Raw genomic sequence first — 19,352 nt, 5'->3', positions numbered from 1 at the left:
GATGAGATTAGAGCTTACGCCACTTGCGTCCCTCGGACTCGAGCAGCGCATCTGCAGCAGATGGACCCCACGTGCCTGCGGCATAGTTCGGGAAGTCCTTCACAGGAGTCTCCGCCCAGGCCTTCAGAATCGGAGTCATCAGGGCCCACGTTGCCTCTACACCGTCGCGGTGGGCGAACAGGGTGCCGTCGCCCAGCATGGCGTCCAGCAGAAGGCGCTCGTAGCCATTGGCCGAAGACTTGCCGAAGGCATCCGCATAGCTGAAGTTCATCTGCACCGGGCTGATGTCCATGCTCGGCCCAGGCAGCTTCGCTCCGAATCGCAGCGAGATACCCTCGTCCGGCTGAATGCGCATCGAGATCAGGTTCGGCTTGATCGCGCTCGAGTCGTGACACTCTCCGCCTTTGAACAGAAGCATCGGCGGCTGCTTGAACTGGATCGTGATCTCGGTAACACGCTTCGGCAACCGCTTGCCCGCGCGGATATAGAACGGAACCCCCGCCCAGCGCCAGTTCTCAATCTCCAGCCGCAGAGCAGCGTAGGTCTCGGTCTGCGAGCGCGGATGCACGCGGTCTTCCTGTCGATAACCTGGAACCGACTTGCCATCCACCGTGCCCGGGCCATACTGCCCGCGAACCGTGTCGGCGGGATGGATCGTAGATATCGCCTTCCATACCTTCACCTTCTCCGCGCGAACCGCATCGGCCTGAAACGAGACCGGGGGCTCCATCGCAACGAAGCTCAACAGCTCCATCACGTGGTTTTGTACAACGTCCCGCAAAGCGCCGGCCTGCTCATAGAACGGCCCGCGGCCTTCGATCCCGATCGACTCGGCGGCAGTAATCTCGACATGGTCGATGTAGTTCCGGTTCCAGACATTTTCGAAGATGCCATTTGCAAAGCGGAAGACGAGGATGTTCTGAACAGTCTCCTTGCCAAGGTAATGGTCGATACGGAAGATCTGGTCTTCATTGAAGACCTTGTTCACCTCATCGTTCAGCGCGCGAGCAGATTCGAGATCGTGCCCGAACGGCTTCTCGATGATCGTGCGCACCCAGGGAGCTTTGCCGTCCTTGTCGGGCTCCGGTTGCGCCATGCCGTTCTGGCCAAGGTAGTTGATGATGTCGGAGAAGTACTCCGGCGCCGTCGCGAGATAAAACAGGCGGTTGCCCTGAGTCTTGAACTTGCCGTCCAGCTCCGTCAGTTTCTTCTTCAACGCGTCGTATCCAGCCGCATCGTCGAAGTTCATTGCATGGTATTGGACACGGTCCACGAAGGGGGCCAGCTTCGGGTCGTTGTCCTCGACGCCTCCGCCAGAGATGATCCCTTCCTTCATATCCGGGGCAAAGCTCTTCTCCAGCGGACGTCGCGCCACGCCGACTACTGCGAAATCCTTGGGCAGCAGCTTGGCCTGCTCCAGGTGGTAGAGCGCAGGCAGCAGCTTGCGCTTGGTCAGGTCTCCCGAGGCGCCAAAGATCACAACAATGCATGGATCGGGTGTGCGCTCATTGCTGCGAGCCGCTGCCGCTTTATCGGGATTCACTTGAACTTGTGTCGTAGCCATATCGATCTTCCTTACACTCTCTCCAGGTTAAGCCTTCTTGACGTCGTGTCCGCCAAAGGCCCCGCGCATGATCGAGATCATGCGATCGGTAAAGTTGTTCTCCTCGCGCGACCGCAATCTGCGGATGAGCGATTCCGTAATCACCGGCGCCGAGATATTCAGGTCGATCGCCTCGGTCACCGTCCACCGGCCTTCGCCTGAATCCGGCACCCATGCCTCCAGCCCGGCCAGCGTCGGGTTGTTGTCCAGCGCAGCTGCCGTCAGGTCCAGCAGCCACGAACGCACCACCGAGCCCTTCTGCCAGATATGCGAGATCTGGGTCAGATCAAGCCCGAGCTCCTGCTTTGCCTTCATGATCGAGAAGCCCTCGGCGTACGCCTGCATCAGGCCGTACTCGATGCCATTGTGCACCATTTTGACGAAGTGTCCCGCGCCCGAAGGCCCTACATGGCCCCAACCCTCTGTGGGCGAAGGCGCCAGCGCCTGGAAGATCGGCTTCAGCCGTTCCACCGGAGCCTTGTCGCCGCCAATCATCAGGCTGTAACCCTCCTTCAGGCCCCACACTCCGCCCGAGGTTCCGCAATCGATATATTCAAACCCTTTTTTCGTAACTTCAGTATGGCGCCGCTGTGTGTCCTTATAGTTCGAGTTGCCGCCATCGATGATCGTGTCGCCCTTCTCAAGCAGAGCTTCGAGCTTTGCGATCGTCTGATCCACTGGATCGCCCGACGGAACCATGATCCAGATCGCGCGCGGAGCCGGAAGATTCTTCACCAGATCTTCAAGAGAGTTCACGCCCAGCGAGCCCCCCTCGGTCAGCTTCGCCGTCGCATCTTTGTTGAAGTCGAAGCCGACAACCTTGTGGCCGGCCAGCTTCAATCGCTCGGCCATATTGAAGCCCATCTTGCCGAGTCCGATTAATCCCAGTTCCATATCTTCATCTTCCCTTTCAGCTGAACGGCAATGCCGTTATTGAACACTTACGCGCACTCGCGCATCTTCAAAATCGGAGCCCTACTTGCCCTCCGGAAAATCTGCGCCAACCGTCACCGGCTCCCAGGCAGCCATCTCCTTCTGCCACGCTTCCATCTTTTGCCGCACGCGCTTCAGCGCACCGGCTCCCAGCAGCAGGCGCAAAGGAGGATTCGAGGAATTCACAACTTCCATCATCGCCTGCACCGCCTTCAACGGATCGCCTGGCTGCCGTCCGTGCTGATCGCTGCGATACCGGCGCGCATTGTCCGCAGTAGAACTGTAGTCCTCAATCCGCTTTGCAGCTTCCACACCCGAGCGCCCAAGAAAATCCGTGCGAAATGGGCCCGGCTCGATGATGGTGACACGAATCCCTAGGGGCGCGACCTCCTGGGCAAGCGCCTCCGACAGACCTTCCACTGCAAACTTCGTGCTTTGGTAGAGTCCCCATCCGGGGCTGGCGGCAAGTCCGCCGATCGACGACAGATTGAGGATATGTCCGCTCCGCTGTTTGCGGAACTGCGGAAGAAAGGCGCGCGTCACACGCAAAAGTCCAAAAACATTAGCCTGATACATCGGCTCCAGCTCTGCGTCGGAGACCTCTTCAATCGCGCCTGTCACCCCGTATCCCGCGTTATTGACAAGCACATCCACGCGGCCAAATCGCTCCAGCGTCTGCGCTACCGCGCCGTCCACCTGCTCCTGCTTCGTCACATCCAGTGGAAGGGCCAACGCCTGGGCCGGATACTTCTGTTCAAGGTCGGCGATCTGCTCTACTTTGCGCGCAGTCGCTACTACGTTCTCACCGGCCTTCAAAACCTCTTCGGCCAGCAGGCGGCCAAAGCCGGTCGAGCTCCCCGTAATGAACCAGGTGCGCGACTTGCCTGTCTCTGCCATTCCATCTCCTCAACGTTCGGGCGACTTAATACAAGAACGGCGACCCGCTCCAAAGGGAACTTCTCGAGGAAGAACCTGCACCTTCAACCGAAAACGCGTTCCTTATCGTCTTCCTTTGGATGCTTGCCACCGAGAATCGGACGCGGATGCATCCCGTAAAACAAAGGGCGAGAAGGTTATTCCCTCTCGCCCCGGCCTTTACTTCTTCACCAGTTGTTTTGCCTTTTCGACGACATGCGCAACGCTGATGCCCAACTTCTCCAATGCAATTGGCCCAGGGGCCGATGCTCCAAAGCGATCCAGTCCGATCACTCCGCCGTTATGGCCAACATACTTGTACCAACCCAGCGTCGCTCCCGCTTCCACTGCCAGCTTCGGCGTATTCTCCGGAAACAGGCTGGCCTTGTAAGCCTCGTCCTGCTCGTCGAACAGTTTGAAGCTTGGCATCGAAACCACGCTCGCGTTGATGCCGGCAGCCTTCAACTCTTCAGCCGCCTTCATGATCAGCGAGACCTCCGATCCGGTCGCGATCAGGATGATGTCCTTGCCGGAGTTGTCCAGAGCATATGCGCCCTTCTTCACTCCCTCGTGCACCTTGTACTTCTCCGCATCCAGCACCGGAAGATCCTGCCGCGACAGCGCCATCCAGCTCGCGCTCTTACGCTCCAGCGCCTGCTGCCAGCACGCAGCTGTCTCGTTCGCATCCGCAGGGCGGAAGTCGGTCAACTGCGGAATCAGGCGCAGCGACATCAGTTGCTCGATCGGCTGGTGCGTCGGGCCGTCTTCGCCCAGGCCCACCGAATCGTGCGTGAAGACAAATAGCGAGTGCACGCTCATGATCGCCGCCATGCGGATCGCACTGCGCGCATAGTCCGAGAAGGTGAAGAATGTCGAGCCGAACGGAATCAATCCGCCATGCGCCGCCATGCCATTCACCATCGCGCACATGCCGAACTCGCGCACGCCGAAGAACACATTGCGGCCCTTCGGGTCCACGTGAAAACTCGGCGAATCCTTGAAAATCGTCTTGGTCGAAGCGGTTAGATCGGCCGCGCCACCGAACAGTTCCGGGACCACCGGCTCGAGAGCGTTCATCACTATCTGGCCCGCGTTGCGCGTTGCGACGGCCTTGTCGGTCGGGAAAGTAGGAATCTTCTTCTCCCAGCCATTAGTCATCTCCGCCTTGATTACGCGATCGAACTCAGCCGCGGGTTCCGGATACGCCTTCTTGTACTCTTCGAATCCCTTCTGCCACTCCGCGTGAACCTTCTTGCCTTTTTCCTTGGCCTGACCCCAGTTCTTTGCGGCTTCCTCAGGAACATAGAAGCTCTTGTCCTCAGGCCAGCCGAGATTCTTCTTGGTCGCCTTTGTCGCGTCCGGCCCGAGAGCCTCGCCGTGAACCTTGCTCGTGCCTGCCTTCGGGCTGCCGTAGCCGATCACCGTGCGCACACGAATCAGCGAGGGTTTGGTCGTCTCAGCCTGCGCAGCCTTGATTGCCGCCTCAAGTGCAACAAGGTCATTGCCGTCGTCCACCATCTGCACGTGCCAGTGATAGCCGTGGAAGCGCTCCGTCACATCTTCGGTGAAGCTCAACTCCGTCGGTCCGTCCAGCGAGATCAGGTTGTCGTCATACAGCACAATCAGCTTGCCCAGACCGAGCGTCCCCGCCAACGAAGCTGCCTCGTGCGAGATGCCTTCCATCAGGTCGCCATCGCCGCACAGCGCATAGGTAAAGTGGTCGATAATCGCGTGCTCGTCGCGGTTGTAGACGGCGGCCAGGTGCTTCTCCGCAGTTGCAATCCCAGCGGCCATTGCAAATCCTTGCCCAAGAGGACCGGTCGTTACCTCAACGCCCGGGGCCTCGCCATACTCCGGATGTCCCGGAGTGTGCGATCCCCACTGGCGGAACTGCTCCAACTGTGAGATCGGGAGATCGTAACCTGCGAGGTGCAGAACACCGTACAGAAGAGCCGAGGCGTGTCCGTTCGACAGCACAAAACGATCCCGGTTGATCCATTTCGGATCGGACGGATCGTAACGCATCAGCTTGTGATACAGCAGATAAGCAATGGGAGCACAGCCCAGCGGGGCGCCGGGATGACCCGATTTAGCCTTTTCCACCGCATCCACGGCAAGAAAACGGAGAGTATTGATGGAGAGCTGGTCTAGCGCATTTTGCTGATCAATCTGCTGTTCGCTCATTCTTTTCTTTTCCTCTTCGGCGCGCTCCTGGCGCTCGATTCGCGTAATTTTCGTTTTAGGACGAATACCCTACCCAGTGTACAGGCGCAAGCGCCCTCCCCGCATCCCCGCTACGAGGACACAATCTCCACTTCAATATTCCGGCCCAGCCATCGGTCGGGTTGCCCATCCTGCGGCCAGTTCTGAGTAAAAATGATCTTGCCGGTCTGTTTAACATCCGTGGGAATATCCGCGTAGGCTCCCGACGCGCTCACCATCGTCGAGACCGCTTCCTCCACCGTCACCCAATTGTCCTTCGTGTACACCACACGGAAGTGGCCGTTATCCACAATGCGCAATGTATGTCCCGCCTGCACTGACCTCACAGGCCGCCCCGTCGTATAGATCTCCAGATGATTCGAAATCACTCTCTTCTCTGGAGCCACCGCGTAGCGTTCGGCAACAACAGGAATTCTGTCAAAGACCTCACCATCGGACAGAGACCGCAGCAGCTTCAGATACTCTGAGTGAGCCCATACCAATGGTTGCGCCGCGCCCGCTGATCGGCCCAGAAACAGACGCTCAGCAGGCAGATCAGCCTCATCCCAGATCTGTTCCGGCAGCATGCCACCCTTTGAGCTGAACTGCTCAATCGCCGTCGTCAGGGTCTTACAGCTCTTTCCCGCTGCCAGCTCGTAGTGTGCCCGCTCTCCTGTCAACAGAGGCCAGGGCCGTCCTTGTCCCCAGCCTTCAAAGGGGCCGCCATCTTTCCTCTGGCCGTAACCGTCATGGTTATATCTTCGCCAGCATGGACCGAATGGCGTGTCTACCTTCAATACGTGATCGATTACCTTCAGAGAGTCCACGATCAATGGATCGTCGGCCCTCCGGATTCCATATCGCACCAGCTCCAGAAACCCGGCATCAACCACCTCCCGCGCCTCGAAGACGTTCTTCTCTCCCGGGCCGCGATTGGCAATCCGGAAAGATCCCACCGGAACACTGTCATCGTGGAACGGCTCTCCTGGGCACGGCGGCTGGATCCGCACATAGTAGCGCTTCACCTCTGGATGCAGCACACCGTCGTTCGTCGTTGTCCACTTTTCCAGATGAGCCTCGATCCAGTCGGCGTACCCTTCCAGAAAACTTGCCAGCTCCAGCGAAGCGTGCGCTCGCGCAATGTCAGCAGCGCAGATCAATCCTGCAATCACAGCGGCCAGCGTCGAAGGCGAATATCCTGCTGCCTCCTCCCACCGCTCCTGTTGCGTGATCGGGGCATACTTGATCAGAAAGCTCGCCGCACGTTCTACAAAAGGAAAGATCTGAAACGTTCCCAGCCTTCCTGCCTTCCATAAGCGCCACCCAAGCATGATGGGAAACGCCACTTCGTCCAGCTGGATGCCTTGCCAGTATGGTGTTCCATCGATCCAGAAATTCTGCGCGAAGCTTCCATCCGGCCGCTGTGTGCAGGCCAGATAGACCAAAGCGCGCAGAGCCGTATCCTCACGACCGCATGCCAACAGCGCCGACGCCGTCTGCACCATGTCACGCGTCCACACCAGGTGGTAGCCGCCCAGATCGTAATCTCCCCGCGACGCTCCCCACGGAATCGAGGCCGATGCAATAAACGCACCTGAGAAACTCTTGTCTTCATGGGTCAGCAGAACATTCTGGCTGATCCTCGCCAGCCATCCTCCATCCGTTGCCCCATCAGCCAGCCGGTCCCACGATTTCACTCTCTCCCACTGCACCAGAAATCGCCTCAGATGATCCTCAAACGGCGTCGCCAGACTCTGCATCATGCACGCAAGGGCGGCGTGATGCCCATCGCCGAAGGCGAGCGCGATCGTGAACTCGGGATTCTTCGCGATATCGATCTCGCCCATCACCGCGATATTTCCATCCAGCGCCTCGCCGAACTGCCATGTCATTCGCATGTCGTCGAACAGGTCTTGATATCCATCGCTCGTGCCGACGTATCCGCATGACGATCGCGTAAACCCGCAATCGGCTCCCATCGCCAGCGAGGTGTTCCCCTTCCATGCCAGCAAACACCGTCGTCCCGCAACGTCCATGCTGCGGGCTGAATTCCCTGCTCCTCCACCGTTCAGGTGAGGTGCCAGCAGCGCATAGCATTTCAGCCGTTTCAGCAGTTCTTCGTCGCCTTCGACCTTCACATGCACCAGGACTGCGGGGAAGTGCGGATTCGAAATAAAGACCTTCGTCACCTCATATCTTCCACCGCGGTCCTTCGTCTTCACCCTTAGCGCCAGCGCTGCGCCATCCACATACTCGAACTCGTAGTCCAGATCGCGCTTCTCTTCATGCACGAAGGTCTCACCATCGCTGAACAGCAATCCCATATCGCGCGTCTGCGGACGATCGATGGTCGGGAAATAGATCTCGTTCAGAATGCCGTGCGAAAGCGTGTACCAGACCCGGCTCGAGGCCGAATACGCTGTTCCTACCGCGTCTTTCCTGCTTGAAGTCCAACGGGGCTCAAGGCCGGGTGCGCCAAACGCCGGGCCATCATCCTCTAACCAACGGTAGATCTCAGAAGCCGTGCTCATAGGTGTTATTAGAACGCAAATTCCTTCCTGTCGTACTACTCTCGCAACGTGAACGACATATCAATTCTTTCGATTGCGCTATGATGGCCGAGGTCACGAATATTATGGATCGAACGCGCCGGTTTGCATCGCTCTCGGCGCCAGAGGCATCTGAACAACCTGAACCCGGCCCTATACGACGACGGCCGGCACGAACCGCACAACAGGAGAGATACAGTGGCTTACGAACTTCCCCCTCTGCCCTATGACTACGCCGGACTCGAGCCCCACATCGACGAAGCGACCATGAAGCTCCATCACGACAAGCACCATCAGGCTTACGTCACCAATCTCAACGGAGCCGTCGAAAAACACCCCGAGCTGGGCAAAAAATCTCCAGAAGATCTTATCAAGGACCTCAGCTCCATCCCCGAAGATGTGCGCAAAGTTGTGCAGAACAATGGCGGCGGGCACGTCAACCACACCATGTTCTGGCAGATTATGAAGCCTAAGGGCGGCGGAGAGCCCACCGGCGCCATCGCCGAACAGATCAAAGCCGACTTCGGCGACTTCGAGTCCTTCAAAAAGCAGTTCAACGAGACCACCGCCAAACAGTTCGGCTCCGGCTGGGGCTGGCTCATCGTCGAGGGCGGAAAGCTCAAGATCGTCACCACCGCCAACCAGGACAACCCCCTCTCGCAAGGCCACTATCCCATCCTCGGCAACGATGTCTGGGAACATGCCTACTACCTCAAGTACCAGAACAAGCGCCCCGACTACCTCGCCGCCTGGTGGAATACCGTCAACTGGGAAGAGATCAACAAGCGCTTCGAGACCGCAAAGTCCTACAAGTAAACTCATCCTTCATAACATCGAAAAGACTAGAAGAGGCTGCCCACAGGCAGCCTCTTCTCACTCCCATCTGGATCACGCTTTGGTCTAGCATCAACCAATGCCGCTCTCCGTCAACGTACAGACTGTTCACCCCCGCAAACTGGCTGCGGTGCGGCGAGAGGTCGCGCCGGGCGCGGTTGGCTCGGCATGGAGGCCTGCGCTGGACGAGATTTGGGAGTTCCTTCGCAGCCAGCCAGAGCTGCGGACCGACGGCCACAACATCTTCCTCTACCACCACCCGAAACAGCCGGGCGCGCAAATCCTGTGCGACTTCGGTGTTGAAGTCACGCGCACATTTGAAACGGTCGGCGAGGTATACGCGACCGAAACGCCAGGGGGCGAAGCTGCTGTCGCCATTCACTGCGGGCCATACAACCGCATGAACGAAGCACACGATGCGATCGAAAAATGGATCGAGGCGAACCAAAGGAAATCCGCTGGGCACTCATGGGAGATCTACGGGGATCCGACGCCGGATCCGGCCGACACTGAGACGACAGTCATCTACCTCCTGAAGTAGCGCTTCGGAGCGCACTCCGATCTACGCGTCGGGTCCTCATCCGCGCAGTCTCTTCGCAGAATGGAGCAATGTGCAAAGCGAGAACCCTGATCTTGTCCTCAAACCACCCATCCGACCCAAGAACCATCCCTTAAATCTCCAATGCTAAAATCCTCGCCACTGGAGAAACCATGCCGCTGAGATCACTCGCTGCACGCGTGCGAGTCGCACGCAACGCTCTCCCTCTTATCCTTCTTCTCGCCGCAACATCCGGCTCCGCAGAGATCTGCGAAAGTCTCGTCAGCCTCAAGCTTCCCAACACCACCATCACCCTCGCACGCGTCGAAGAAGGCGACCTCACTTCCATCGACAACGGGACTCCCGGCGGCCCCCTCACGAATCTGCCTTCCTTCTGCCGCGTCGCCGGCACCATCTCTCCCGTTCCCGACTCCGTCATCAAGTTCGAAGTATGGATGCCGACCTCCAACTGGAACCGTCGCTTGATGGTCGTCGGCAACGGAGCCTTCTCCGGGGCCCCCTGGATCCACTTCATGGCAGACGCTGTACGCGAAGGCTACGCCGCGGCCGGAACCGACACCGGTCACGAGGGCCCCATACCCGACGCCAGCTTCGCCCTCGGCCATCCCGAAAAGGTCATTGACTTCGGCTATCGCTCCGTCCACGAAACGACCCTGAAGTCCAAAGCCATCGTCGCCACCTTCTACGACGCTCCCGCTAAAAAATCCTACTTCGACGGCTGCTCCTCCGGCGGAAGGCAGGGCCTTATGGCGGCGCAACGCTATCCCGCCGACTTCGACGGCATCATCTCCGGAGCTCCCGCGTCCAACATGGAGCGTCAATTGGCCAGCGCCATATGGATCGAACGGGCCGCTCATCTCACGCCCGCCAGCAATCTGCCGAAAGAGAAGCTCCCCATCCTCCATCAGGCCGCCCTCGATGCCTGCGACGCATCCGACGGCGTCAAGGATGGGGTCATTCGAGACCCCTTCTCCTGCCGCTTCGATCCCGCGGTCACCCAATGCAAAGGCGCCGATACCTCCGCCTGTCTCTCCCCCGAGCAGGTCGAAGCCGCGCGCAAGATCTACGCCGGCCCTGTCAATCCCCGCACCCACGAAAAGATCTACCCGGGCCTCGAGCCCGGCAGCGAAGTCACATGGTACGCCTTCACCGTGCCAGAGTTTCCCATCGCCGCCTCCCACTTCAAATACATCGTCTTCAAAAATCCCAAGTGGGACCCAGGCACCCTCAACTTCGACAGTGACATCGCCACCGCAGAGAAGATCGACAACGGAACGCTCACCGCAACCAACCCCAACCTCAAGCCCTTCTTCGTACACGGCGGAAAGCTCATCCTGTATCACGGGCTCTCCGACGGCCTCATCTCACCGCAGAACACCATCAACTACTACAACGCCGTCCTCAAGGCCGCCGGACCCACGGCTTCGCAATCCATGCGCCTCTACCTCGCCCCCGGCATGGAACACTGCTTCGGCGGCGACGGCCCAGACACGTTCGACCTCGACGCTCCTCTCGCCTCCTGGGTCGAAGACAATAAAATCTCCGGCGCGATCATCGCCAGTCACTTCCCAGCAAACGCGCCATCCACCAAAGCCGACCGAACCCGTCCCCTCTGCCCCTACCCGCAGGTCGCAAAGTACAAAGGCAGCGGAAGCACCGACGACGCCGCAAACTTCGCCTGCGCCAAGCCGTGAGCCCTACTGATTCGAACTGAACCTCAAAAAGTCCCCGGAACATCCCATTGCAAATCCACGTATCTCAAGACAAAACCGCTAAAATTCTCCCGCCAAGGAGACGCCATGCAGTCGATCCTTCAGGACCTCCATTACGGATGGAGGCAGTTGCGGAAGTCGCCCGGCTTTGCCATAACCGCCATCCTCACCCTGGCCTTTGGCATCGGGGCGACAACAGCTTTCTTCAGCGTCGTCGATGGTGTCCTTTTGAAGCCGCTCGCCTACCGAGACAGCGGCAGGCTGGTCGCCGTCTGGGAAAAGGTACGGTTCCTCGGAAAAAACTTCCCTTACACCGGTCCCAACGCCCGCCACTTCGGCATCTGGCAAAAACGCGCCGACAGTTTCAGCGACATGAGCCTCCTGCAGGCCAACTTCATCGGAATTAGCCGAGGAGCCGGCGACCACCCAGCCCTCATCGGAAGAGTGATCGCACAACCAAACCTGCTGGACGTTCTGGGAGTCCAGCCCATCCTTGGCCGCAATTTTCTTCCGGAAGAGGCGACAGAGGGCCATCAGAACGTCGCCCTCATCAGCTGGCGCCTGTGGCAGAGCCTCTTTCAGGGCGATCGCGACGTCCTGGGCAAGACCGTCAACCTCGGCGGAACGCTAACCGAAGTTATTGGGGTGCTTCCGCGTGAGTTCTACTTCCCCAAGGCGAATGAGCTGGCCTCTTCCTCCATCGCACGCCAGCTGCCCGAGATTGAGGTAATCGCACCGCTGGTGCTCAATCCCCTGCAAAGCTTCGGATGGATGAGCGACTTCGGCAACTATGTGGCGATCGGCCATCTCAAGCCCGGCGTCTCGATCTCGCAGGCCCAGGAGCAGCTGAACGTCATCGCCGACGATATCGTCCGGCAGGTCCCGCCCGGCCAGATGGAGGGCGATCCGCGAGGCGCGCTCTCCTCCTATGTGCAGCCTCTGAAAGAGGCCATCGTAGGCAAGACGGCCGCACGGCTCTGGCTCCTCCTCGCCGCAGTCGCCAGCGTCCTTCTCATCGCATGCGTCAATCTCGCCAACGCCCAGCTCGCCCGCTTTGCCAGCCGCGACCGCGAAGCAGCGGTTCGTTCCGCCCTCGGAGCCTCCTCGGTTGGCCTGCTGCAAAACGCCCTGGCCGAGGTCGTCCTTCTCTCGCTCATCGGCGGAGCCCTGGGTGTAGCTCTCGCATTCGCTGCCGTGCGCTGGTTTTCGCATTACGCGCAGCTGGCAGTTCCGCGCCTGGGAACCATCACCCTCAACCCCGCGGTGCTTGCGCTCTCCGTGGCACTCACCGTCGGCGCGTCGTTCCTCTTCGGCGTGCTTCCCGCACTGCGCCTGCTCCGTGTACGGCCTCACCAGGTCCTGCACGGCAGTGGCCGCGCAACCGGCGCGCGTTGGACCAATACGCTCCGCCGCTGGCTCGTCGGTGCACAGGTCTTCTTCTGCGCAACCCTCTTGCTGGTCGCTGGACTCTTTGCGAAGAGCCTCATCCGCCTTTCTACCTTCGACAAAGGCTTCTCCAGCGACCACGTCATCGCCGCCGACGTCCTGCTTAGGGGCAACGCCTTCAACGAAGCCGGCCGCATCGCCTTCGACGAAGGCGTCCTCGCCAAACTGCGCGCGCTTCCAGGAGTGCAATCCGCATCCCTTACCAGCGCGATGCTGCTCGAAGGCGAGACCTGGATCGACGGTGTCGTCCCCACTGACGGAAGCGCAGAGACGCACGCGCTCGCCAACTACCGCTGGATCGCTCCAGACTACTTCACCACCCTGCAGCAGAAGATGGTCGCCGGCCGCGCATTGAACGAGCATGACCGCGGCACCCTGAACGCCGTCATCTCCGAGACCACCGCCCGCGCGGTGTGGCCCGATCGGGAGGCGGTCGGGCGTCAGTTCAAGCGCAATGGAACCCTGTCCACCGTTGTGGGTGTCGTGGCCGACGCCCGCAATAACTCCCTTCGCGCAGCGCCGGTCAACATGGTCTACCTGCCCTTTTGGGGCGATCCACCAAGAGCCACCTACTTTCTCGTGCGCGGCTCACAGGAACCCTCGCTGATGATCGAAGCGGTGCGCAGCACCATCTGGAGCTACAACTCCGACGTCACCATCGCCCGCGTCCACACTCTCGACTCCCAGGTCAGCGACTCTCTTGCACCCGAGCACATGGAGACGGCCATCCTCATCGCCTTCGGCGCCGCCGCCCTGCTCCTCGCTCTTCTCGGAATCTACGGAACCCTCAGCTATGTCGTTCAGGCTCGCACGCAGGAGGTCGGGATTCGCATGGCCCTCGGAGCATCACGCCAGAGCATCTACTGGCTGATGCTGGGCACGGTCATGACTCCTGTCTTCGCCGGGCTCTTCCTCGGATGGCTGGCAAGCCTTGGGATCGGCAAAAGCCTCGCCGCCCTGTTGTATGGAACCGCGATGACCGACCCTGGCGTCATCTTCCCGGTCATGCTCCTGTTCCTGACCGCAGCCACCGCAGCGACATTCCTTCCATGCCGGCACGCCGCAAGGATCGAGCCCATGGAAGCACTGCGAGCGGAATAAGCCGACGCGGACACCGTGGCGATCGCGACTCTTCTTACTTCAGCGCCTGTTTCAAAAACGCGATCGAAGCCTCCATATTCGGTTGCACCCACCGCCTGTCCTTCCAGTAGGTGTGCGGTCCACCCGGAGCCGTAAACACTGTCACCGCCACCCTCGCCTTCCGCAACTTGTCCACAAACTGCTCCGCCTGCGCATAAGGCACCGTGGCATCCTCGGTCCCATGCCCCACAAAGAACGGAATCGGCGTCAGCACTACGGTCTGGTTCGGGGAAGCCTCACGACACAACACCTTCTTCTCATCGCAGCTCCCGCCCAGATAGCTCGTCACCGTCTTCTGCCCCACCTTCGGGTCGCCCAGGTCCAACACGCCGTTGTACACAATCGCCGCCGCCACCGCAGGCTCATCCGTGGGCCTGTGCGCTCCCAGCCCCATCAGTGCCGCCAGCTCTCCGCCGGCCGAGCTCCCTGCAACTGCAATCCTCTGCGGATCGACCCCATACTCCCCGGCATGCTCGCGCAGCCAGTGCACCGCCTTCCAGCACTCCTCCAGCGCCGTCGGAAACACGGTCCCGCTACCGCTCAGGTCATACTCAATGGTCATCCCCACAAATCCAGCCGCGGCCATATCCTCGTTCGCTGGACTCATCGAATCCCGTGTGCCGTTGAGCCACCCGCCGCCATGAATCAGCAGCACCGCCGGCATCTTCTCTCGCTTCGGCTCCGGCACGTAGAGATCGGCCAGCAGATCGCCATGCACGCCCTGCGCATACACAACGCTCTTCTTCACCGTGAACCCTGAGGTCGCCGCCATAGGAGGAGGAGCCTGTGCCCACACCACCGAACCCGCTAAACACAAAAAAAGCCCTATTCGCCTCATGCCCTCACACCTCATAGAAATAAAACGTAGCTGTCGATCCAGTTCCATCTACTATGAGTGGCTTTCTCACCCCTCCGGATGCAAATGCATCTTCAAAAACTGCACATAAATATCCCAGTCCGTGGGAACCATGCCATGTCCGCCGTCGTGCATGTAGTAACTCAGATCATGCAGGATGGGCTTCTTCGCCGCTGGCCACGTCTCCGTATCCAATGCGTCTTTGCCCAGCAGCTTGTACACCGGCGCTGCTGCCACTGCGGATAGAAACTCCCCCTTCGGATCCGACCAGTAGTCCGTGTTTCCCGTCTGCAATAACAGCGGTCGCGGCGCAACCAACGCCACCAGCATATTCGCATCCATCGGAGCCTTATCCGGAAACCCGGCCCACTTTCCATAGTTCTCCGCAAACTGGTACGGATACCGCGTCGGCGCAGTCAGGTGCGCGATCGTCTCGCCGTAGTCGCGATGGCTCAGCGCCGCTCCACCCTCGCCCGAGCAACTCGCAATCACCGCCGCAAAGCGTTCATCGTGCGCTCCCGCCCACATCACCGTCTTGCCCAATCGCGACACGCCATGGATCGCCACCCGCTTCGCATCCACGCTCTTGTCCGTCTCGAAGTAATCCTGCACCCGGCTCATCCCCCACGCCCAGGCTGCAATCGAGCCCCAATCCTCAGGCCCGCGCTTGCTCTCCCCCGCCTTCTGATAAACCTTGCGGATACTGTCCTGAAAACCCTCCGCATAATCCGGCTCTACATCCCCGTAATAAAACGTCGCCACCCCGATCCCCGCATCCAGCACCGACTCCACATTCAGCTTGCCGAACGCCCGAGCCTTGTTCGCTGGAATCTTCGTATGCGTCTTCGGATCCCACACCTCACCCACCGGCAGCTCAGGATCGTCCACCGAGTTCGAAGGAGCCGAAAAGCTGATGCACAACAGCATCGGAACCGGCTTCTTCGCCCCCGCCGGCAGATACTCCACCAGGTGAATCACCGGAGAACCGGGCTTCGCCGAAAGATGCACATCCACCCTCTTCCGGACCGCCTTTCCCTTCAGCGCAGGCATCTCCTTCTCCACCACGTCGAAGCTCTCGTCCTTTGGCCGACCCGGAGCCCTGCCATACTGCTGAGTCTCGAACATCGAGACAATCTCCGGCCTCCGCTTCTTCATCCAGGTCTTCGCATCCTTCACCGGCTTGCCGTCGTTCAGGATCAGCGCATCGGGCAGGGTGTACGTCCCCACCTTCGCCTCGTCATAGTTCACCGGAATCCCCGCCACCACGCCCTGCGGGTTCTGCGCCCACCCACTCGTTGCTAAACCTGATATGCACAAAGCCGCCGCAAGGCCGGCAGGAATCGCCTGTCTCATCTTCATGAACGAACTCCCTGGTCTCCGCACACAAGGTCGCGGGCTATTTCAATAGAGCGAATGTTTCGATTTAAGCTCGCCCATAACAATAGGGCGACGATGGCTCAGACGTCAAAAATTGGTCCGTCCACAGGATTCCCCATCGGCAGGGTTCACCCGATCAACGCACACTCGCCGGAACCGGAGCCGTCGCCACGGCGACATGCGAATCCGCACAGCCGTAGTAGAGATACAGTTTGTCCTTGAACAGCACCAACCCCTCCGCAAAGGTCGTTCCCGCCTTGTACTGGCCTGACTTCTCATACGGCCGTTCCGGCTGAAAGATGGGCCCCTTCGAACGCGCCAGCAGACGCTTCGGATCGCTCGCCGAAAACAGCGCCTGCCCCACCGAATACGTCCCCGGCGCCAGCTTCGGATCGCCTCCCCTCTCCGCATTCTTCGCGTTGTAGGTCACCACGATTCCATCCCGCGTCAGCAGCGGCGGAGGTCCGCTCTCCGGAAACGCGCTGTCAAACAGTCCGGGCCGGTCGCGCAGCAAAACCACCGGTTGCCCCTTCGCATCCTCCACCGGCGTCCAGTGGATTAGGTCCGTTGAGGTCGCCAGGCGCAGCTCGATCTCGCCCCAATACATCCAGTACTTGCCCTGCAGCTTCGCCGCAATCAGCCGATCCCCCACGCGTCGCGTAAGAATTCCCGCCGACTTGTACTTCAGCGTCCCATACTTGCCCGACGTTCCAAACGCCGGTCCATACTTCGTCCACGTCCGCAGATCCCTCGAGGTCGCCACCCCCACCGTGTACGTATTCCGCTCGCGCGCCCACTGCGTGTAGGTCAGAACGTACAGGCCATCTTCGCCCTCGACGATCCTCGGATCCTCCACGCCTCCCGGAACCTCGTTCTGCTGCTGGCTGTCGTGATCCGGATACAGCACAGGCTCCGGCAGTCGTGTGAAGTGGATTCCATCTTCGCTCTCCGCGAGCCCAACACGGGAGGTATGGCCCCCGATCATCATCGCTCCCGAATCGTCCTCCGCCCGGTACAGCACATAGATCTTCCCATCTCGTACGATCGCTGCCGGATTGAACGTGTGCAGCGCCTCCCAGTGAACCGTCTCCCCCGAAACCGGATCCTTGAAGGTGGACTTCGGCAGTGGGCTGATTACCGGCTTGTCCACCGGTCGCGTAAGCGGTCCCAGCATCCATCCCGCCTTGTCCACGCCTCCCTGCGCCAGGCCAGTCTGCCCCTGCAGCGCCAGACCAAGCACCACCATTCCCAGATTCCGAATCCCCAGCGCCAACGTCATTCGTCCACGACCTCCTGCTCTTTCATCCCACGTACTTATAGCATCATCGTCAGTTCCTCTTGGTTGCCTCCTCGAGACGATTTCCCTCAAGTTGCGATCTATTGATCCCCGCTCTCTCTCAGAAACTGCACCAGATCTTTACGCTCCTGCGGTTTGGCCACGTGAAACTCCATGTTGTTGCCGGGAACAAGAACATCAGGATCGGCAAGCCACCGTTCCAGCGTCACTTCATTCCACTGGATATGAGCCTGTTTGATCGCGGGGGAGTAATCAAAATCAGGGATCGAGCCGGAGACCCGCCCGAAGACTCCCCGAAGCCGCGGACCTTCGCGGTTCTGCTCCAGCGAATGGCAGCCGGTGCATCGGCGCTGAAAGACATCTTTGCCGCGCGCAGCATCGCCATCACTGACCACTGCCATCACCTGCGTAGCCACAGGGAGCCCCGATTGGCGCGCCCACTTCCCAAGCAGGTCGAGATCAGGGTCCGTTATGCGCGCATTCCAGTGGAGGATGCGATATTGAGGCAGCGGCATCCGGCGCGACTTCACTTCAAGAAAAATCTTTACCTTGAATGCCTCCCGATCCTCTGCGGAATAAGTATCCCACTCGGAAAGATTCATCGCCTTGCGAGCTTCCACAATGTCACGCTCCATCAACCAGGAGATGGGAGCCAGGCGCCCGTAAACAGGCGGGCGCGTCTGGGTTGAGTGACAGTCTGCACACTTTGTCATCAGCGTCTCGCGGACCTTTGGTGGAATGTCGGTACTCTGCAGGATGGCCCCGCTGCGAGATTGCGCGTACAGACCAGCGTCCCCGAACGGATGAGAGCGTGCGAACAGCAAGGAAGCCGCAAATGTGACGATGCAGACCGCAACGACGGTGCGAGTGCGGCTCATTCCTTCACCGCCAGCGAAGAATCGACAATCGCAAGGTGACTGTGGCGCGCAATGTAGTTCACCTTGGTCACGCCGAGGACACCCTGAAGCTTTCCGGCCGGAACCACCATGGGACCTGCGTTGGGCGCCGCGCCCGGTGCCGGCTGCGGGAACGCGGTGGAGGCCGCAGTATGAAAGGCAACGTTTCCCTCCACCTTCTGAATAACCTGGTGGATATGTCCGTTGAGAACGGTAACGGAGCCGAAACGCTTGAGATAAGACAATGCCTCAGCACCGTCCTGGGTGCCCCAACCCCACTGCGGATAGACCATCCAGAGCGGAATGTGAGCGAAGATGACGATCGGAGTGGAAGCGGAGAGCGAGGCCAGATCTTTCTTCAGCCATGCCAGTTGATCGGGACCAAGCTTTCCCATGGCATCGATCTGCAGCACGTTATTAAGGCCGATGAAGTGAACGCCCTTGTGGGTGAAGCTATACCAGCCACCGCCAAGAGTGCCTTTTCCGAAACGCTCGAGATAGAGCGCGCCATCATCGGAGGCGGTATCGTGCTCTCCCGGTACGTAGAACGTCTGGCCTGCGTGCGCGGTTTTAATAATCTGCTGTGCCGTGTCGAATTCGCTGGCCTTGGAAGACTGCGTGATATCGCCGGTATGAAGCAGCAGATCGGGAGTAACGGAAAGCCGGTTGATCTTGTCGATCGCGGTCTTCAGCGTGCCGGTCACGTCCTGGTTGGCAGCTTTGTTGAAGCCGATGTGGCTGTCGCTGATCTGTACGAAGCTGAACGAAGAGGCAGGCGATGCTTTACCCTCTCCAGCAGTAGCTGCGAATAACTTCGAGACAGGCACGCCGCCTGAGATTGTCCAAAGCAGCCCGGTGCCGGCCCAGGCCATGCAGCTCAAAAAGCCACGGCGATCGATGCTGTCCGGGGAGCCTTCGGCGGTTGGTGTGACTTCGGTGGGTGTGGAATTGTGTGCGGGATTGCGATCTTGCGTATTCTTCACAGGTAGATCCTCCACCCATGCAAACTGGGCCCCCGGCGATTTATTCCACC

At 59.7% G+C, this 19,352-nt stretch carries 14 protein-coding genes; 4 read left to right on the top strand and 10 right to left on the bottom strand.

Annotation, left to right across the window (positions count from 1 at the left end; translation table 11 throughout):
* Positions 1 to 7: 7 nt before the first annotated feature.
* The 5 genes from zwf to AC5S26_RS07950 all read right to left on the bottom strand — a co-directional run bounded on the left by zwf (position 8) and on the right by AC5S26_RS07950 (position 8,184).
* A complete protein-coding gene (zwf, locus tag AC5S26_RS07970) occupies positions 8 to 1,564 on the bottom strand; it encodes a glucose-6-phosphate dehydrogenase (RefSeq protein ID WP_494184313.1) in 1,557 nt (518 codons plus the stop codon).
* Between the two features lie 27 nt (positions 1,565 to 1,591).
* On the bottom strand, positions 1,592 to 2,497 hold the full coding sequence (gnd, locus tag AC5S26_RS07965) for a phosphogluconate dehydrogenase (NAD(+)-dependent, decarboxylating) (RefSeq protein WP_494184312.1): 906 nt from the start codon (positions 2,495 to 2,497) through the stop codon (positions 1,592 to 1,594).
* Positions 2,498 to 2,578: 81 nt separating this feature from the next.
* Complete coding sequence (locus AC5S26_RS07960) at positions 2,579 to 3,433, bottom strand: oxidoreductase (protein WP_494184311.1); 855 nt, start codon at positions 3,431 to 3,433, stop codon at positions 2,579 to 2,581.
* Positions 3,434 to 3,631: 198 nt separating this feature from the next.
* The gene (gene tkt, locus AC5S26_RS07955) at positions 3,632 to 5,635 is read right to left on the bottom strand and encodes a transketolase (RefSeq protein ID WP_494184310.1); all 2,004 of its coding nucleotides are present in this window, start codon (positions 5,633 to 5,635) and stop codon (positions 3,632 to 3,634) included.
* A gap of 110 nt (positions 5,636 to 5,745) precedes the next feature.
* Positions 5,746 to 8,184, bottom strand: coding sequence for a glycoside hydrolase family 15 protein (locus tag AC5S26_RS07950; protein WP_494184309.1), 2,439 nt, complete (start codon positions 8,182 to 8,184; stop codon positions 5,746 to 5,748).
* A gap of 216 nt (positions 8,185 to 8,400) precedes the next feature.
* Here AC5S26_RS07950 and AC5S26_RS07945 point away from each other — a divergent pair, with 216 nt between their 5' ends.
* The 4 genes from AC5S26_RS07945 (at position 8,401) to AC5S26_RS07930 (ending at position 13,854) form a co-directional block, all read left to right on the top strand.
* Positions 8,401 to 9,018, top strand: coding sequence for a superoxide dismutase (locus AC5S26_RS07945; protein WP_494184308.1), 618 nt, complete (start codon positions 8,401 to 8,403; stop codon positions 9,016 to 9,018).
* Between the two features lie 97 nt (positions 9,019 to 9,115).
* Positions 9,116 to 9,577: a GyrI-like domain-containing protein gene (locus tag AC5S26_RS07940; RefSeq protein ID WP_494184307.1), complete on the top strand. Its 462-nt coding sequence runs from the start codon at positions 9,116 to 9,118 to the stop codon at positions 9,575 to 9,577.
* Between the two features lie 170 nt (positions 9,578 to 9,747).
* Entirely contained in the window at positions 9,748 to 11,289 is a 1,542-nt protein-coding gene (locus AC5S26_RS07935; RefSeq protein WP_494184306.1) for a tannase/feruloyl esterase family alpha/beta hydrolase, read from the top strand.
* A 105-nt stretch (positions 11,290 to 11,394) separates the two neighbouring features.
* Positions 11,395 to 13,854 (top strand): ABC transporter permease, encoded by a 2,460-nt coding sequence (locus AC5S26_RS07930; protein ID WP_494184305.1) that lies wholly within the window; start codon positions 11,395 to 11,397, stop codon positions 13,852 to 13,854.
* Between the two features lie 34 nt (positions 13,855 to 13,888).
* Here AC5S26_RS07930 and AC5S26_RS07925 read toward each other — a convergent pair whose 3' ends face one another.
* From AC5S26_RS07925 to AC5S26_RS07905, 5 genes are all read right to left on the bottom strand, one after another.
* The gene (locus AC5S26_RS07925; protein WP_494184304.1) at positions 13,889 to 14,731 is read right to left on the bottom strand and encodes an alpha/beta hydrolase; all 843 of its coding nucleotides are present in this window, start codon (positions 14,729 to 14,731) and stop codon (positions 13,889 to 13,891) included.
* A gap of 66 nt (positions 14,732 to 14,797) precedes the next feature.
* Positions 14,798 to 16,108, bottom strand: a complete 1,311-nt coding sequence (locus AC5S26_RS07920; RefSeq protein WP_494184303.1) for a glucuronyl esterase domain-containing protein — start codon at positions 16,106 to 16,108, stop codon at positions 14,798 to 14,800.
* A 154-nt stretch (positions 16,109 to 16,262) separates the two neighbouring features.
* A complete protein-coding gene (locus AC5S26_RS07915) occupies positions 16,263 to 17,405 on the bottom strand; it encodes a glycoside hydrolase family 130 protein (protein ID WP_494184302.1) in 1,143 nt (380 codons plus the stop codon).
* 98 nt (positions 17,406 to 17,503) lie between these two features.
* Complete coding sequence (locus AC5S26_RS07910; protein ID WP_494184301.1) at positions 17,504 to 18,301, bottom strand: heme-binding domain-containing protein; 798 nt, start codon at positions 18,299 to 18,301, stop codon at positions 17,504 to 17,506.
* Complete coding sequence (locus tag AC5S26_RS07905; RefSeq protein WP_494184300.1) at positions 18,298 to 19,302, bottom strand: metallophosphoesterase family protein; 1,005 nt, start codon at positions 19,300 to 19,302, stop codon at positions 18,298 to 18,300. Before AC5S26_RS07905 ends, AC5S26_RS07910 begins: the two co-directional genes overlap by 4 nt.
* Positions 19,303 to 19,352 lie beyond the last annotated feature (50 nt).

This window comes from Edaphobacter sp. FHG110511_03 (assembly GCF_059115365.1).
The sequence above is the reverse complement of the archived record's forward strand: the minus strand, read 5'-3'. Positions and strand labels throughout refer to the sequence as shown.

Bases quoted from the DNA above. Each gene is read 5' to 3' on its own strand.
- zwf (WP_494184313.1), bottom strand. From the start codon at position 1,564: ATGGCTACGACACAAGTTCAAGTGAATCCCGATAAAGCGGCAGCGGCT.
- gnd (WP_494184312.1), bottom strand. From the start codon at position 2,497: ATGGAACTGGGATTAATCGGACTCGGCAAGATGGGCTTCAATATGGCC.
- AC5S26_RS07960 (WP_494184311.1), bottom strand. From the start codon at position 3,433: ATGGCAGAGACAGGCAAGTCGCGCACCTGGTTCATTACGGGGAGCTCG.
- tkt (WP_494184310.1), bottom strand. From the start codon at position 5,635: ATGAGCGAACAGCAGATTGATCAGCAAAATGCGCTAGACCAGCTCTCC.
- AC5S26_RS07950 (WP_494184309.1), bottom strand. From the start codon at position 8,184: ATGAGCACGGCTTCTGAGATCTACCGTTGGTTAGAGGATGATGGCCCG.
- AC5S26_RS07940 (WP_494184307.1), top strand. From the start codon at position 9,116: ATGCCGCTCTCCGTCAACGTACAGACTGTTCACCCCCGCAAACTGGCT.
- AC5S26_RS07935 (WP_494184306.1), top strand. From the start codon at position 9,748: ATGCCGCTGAGATCACTCGCTGCACGCGTGCGAGTCGCACGCAACGCT.
- AC5S26_RS07930 (WP_494184305.1), top strand. From the start codon at position 11,395: ATGCAGTCGATCCTTCAGGACCTCCATTACGGATGGAGGCAGTTGCGG.
- AC5S26_RS07925 (WP_494184304.1), bottom strand. From the start codon at position 14,731: ATGAGGCGAATAGGGCTTTTTTTGTGTTTAGCGGGTTCGGTGGTGTGG.
- AC5S26_RS07920 (WP_494184303.1), bottom strand. From the start codon at position 16,108: ATGAAGATGAGACAGGCGATTCCTGCCGGCCTTGCGGCGGCTTTGTGC.
- AC5S26_RS07915 (WP_494184302.1), bottom strand. From the start codon at position 17,405: ATGACGTTGGCGCTGGGGATTCGGAATCTGGGAATGGTGGTGCTTGGT.
- AC5S26_RS07910 (WP_494184301.1), bottom strand. From the start codon at position 18,301: ATGAGCCGCACTCGCACCGTCGTTGCGGTCTGCATCGTCACATTTGCG.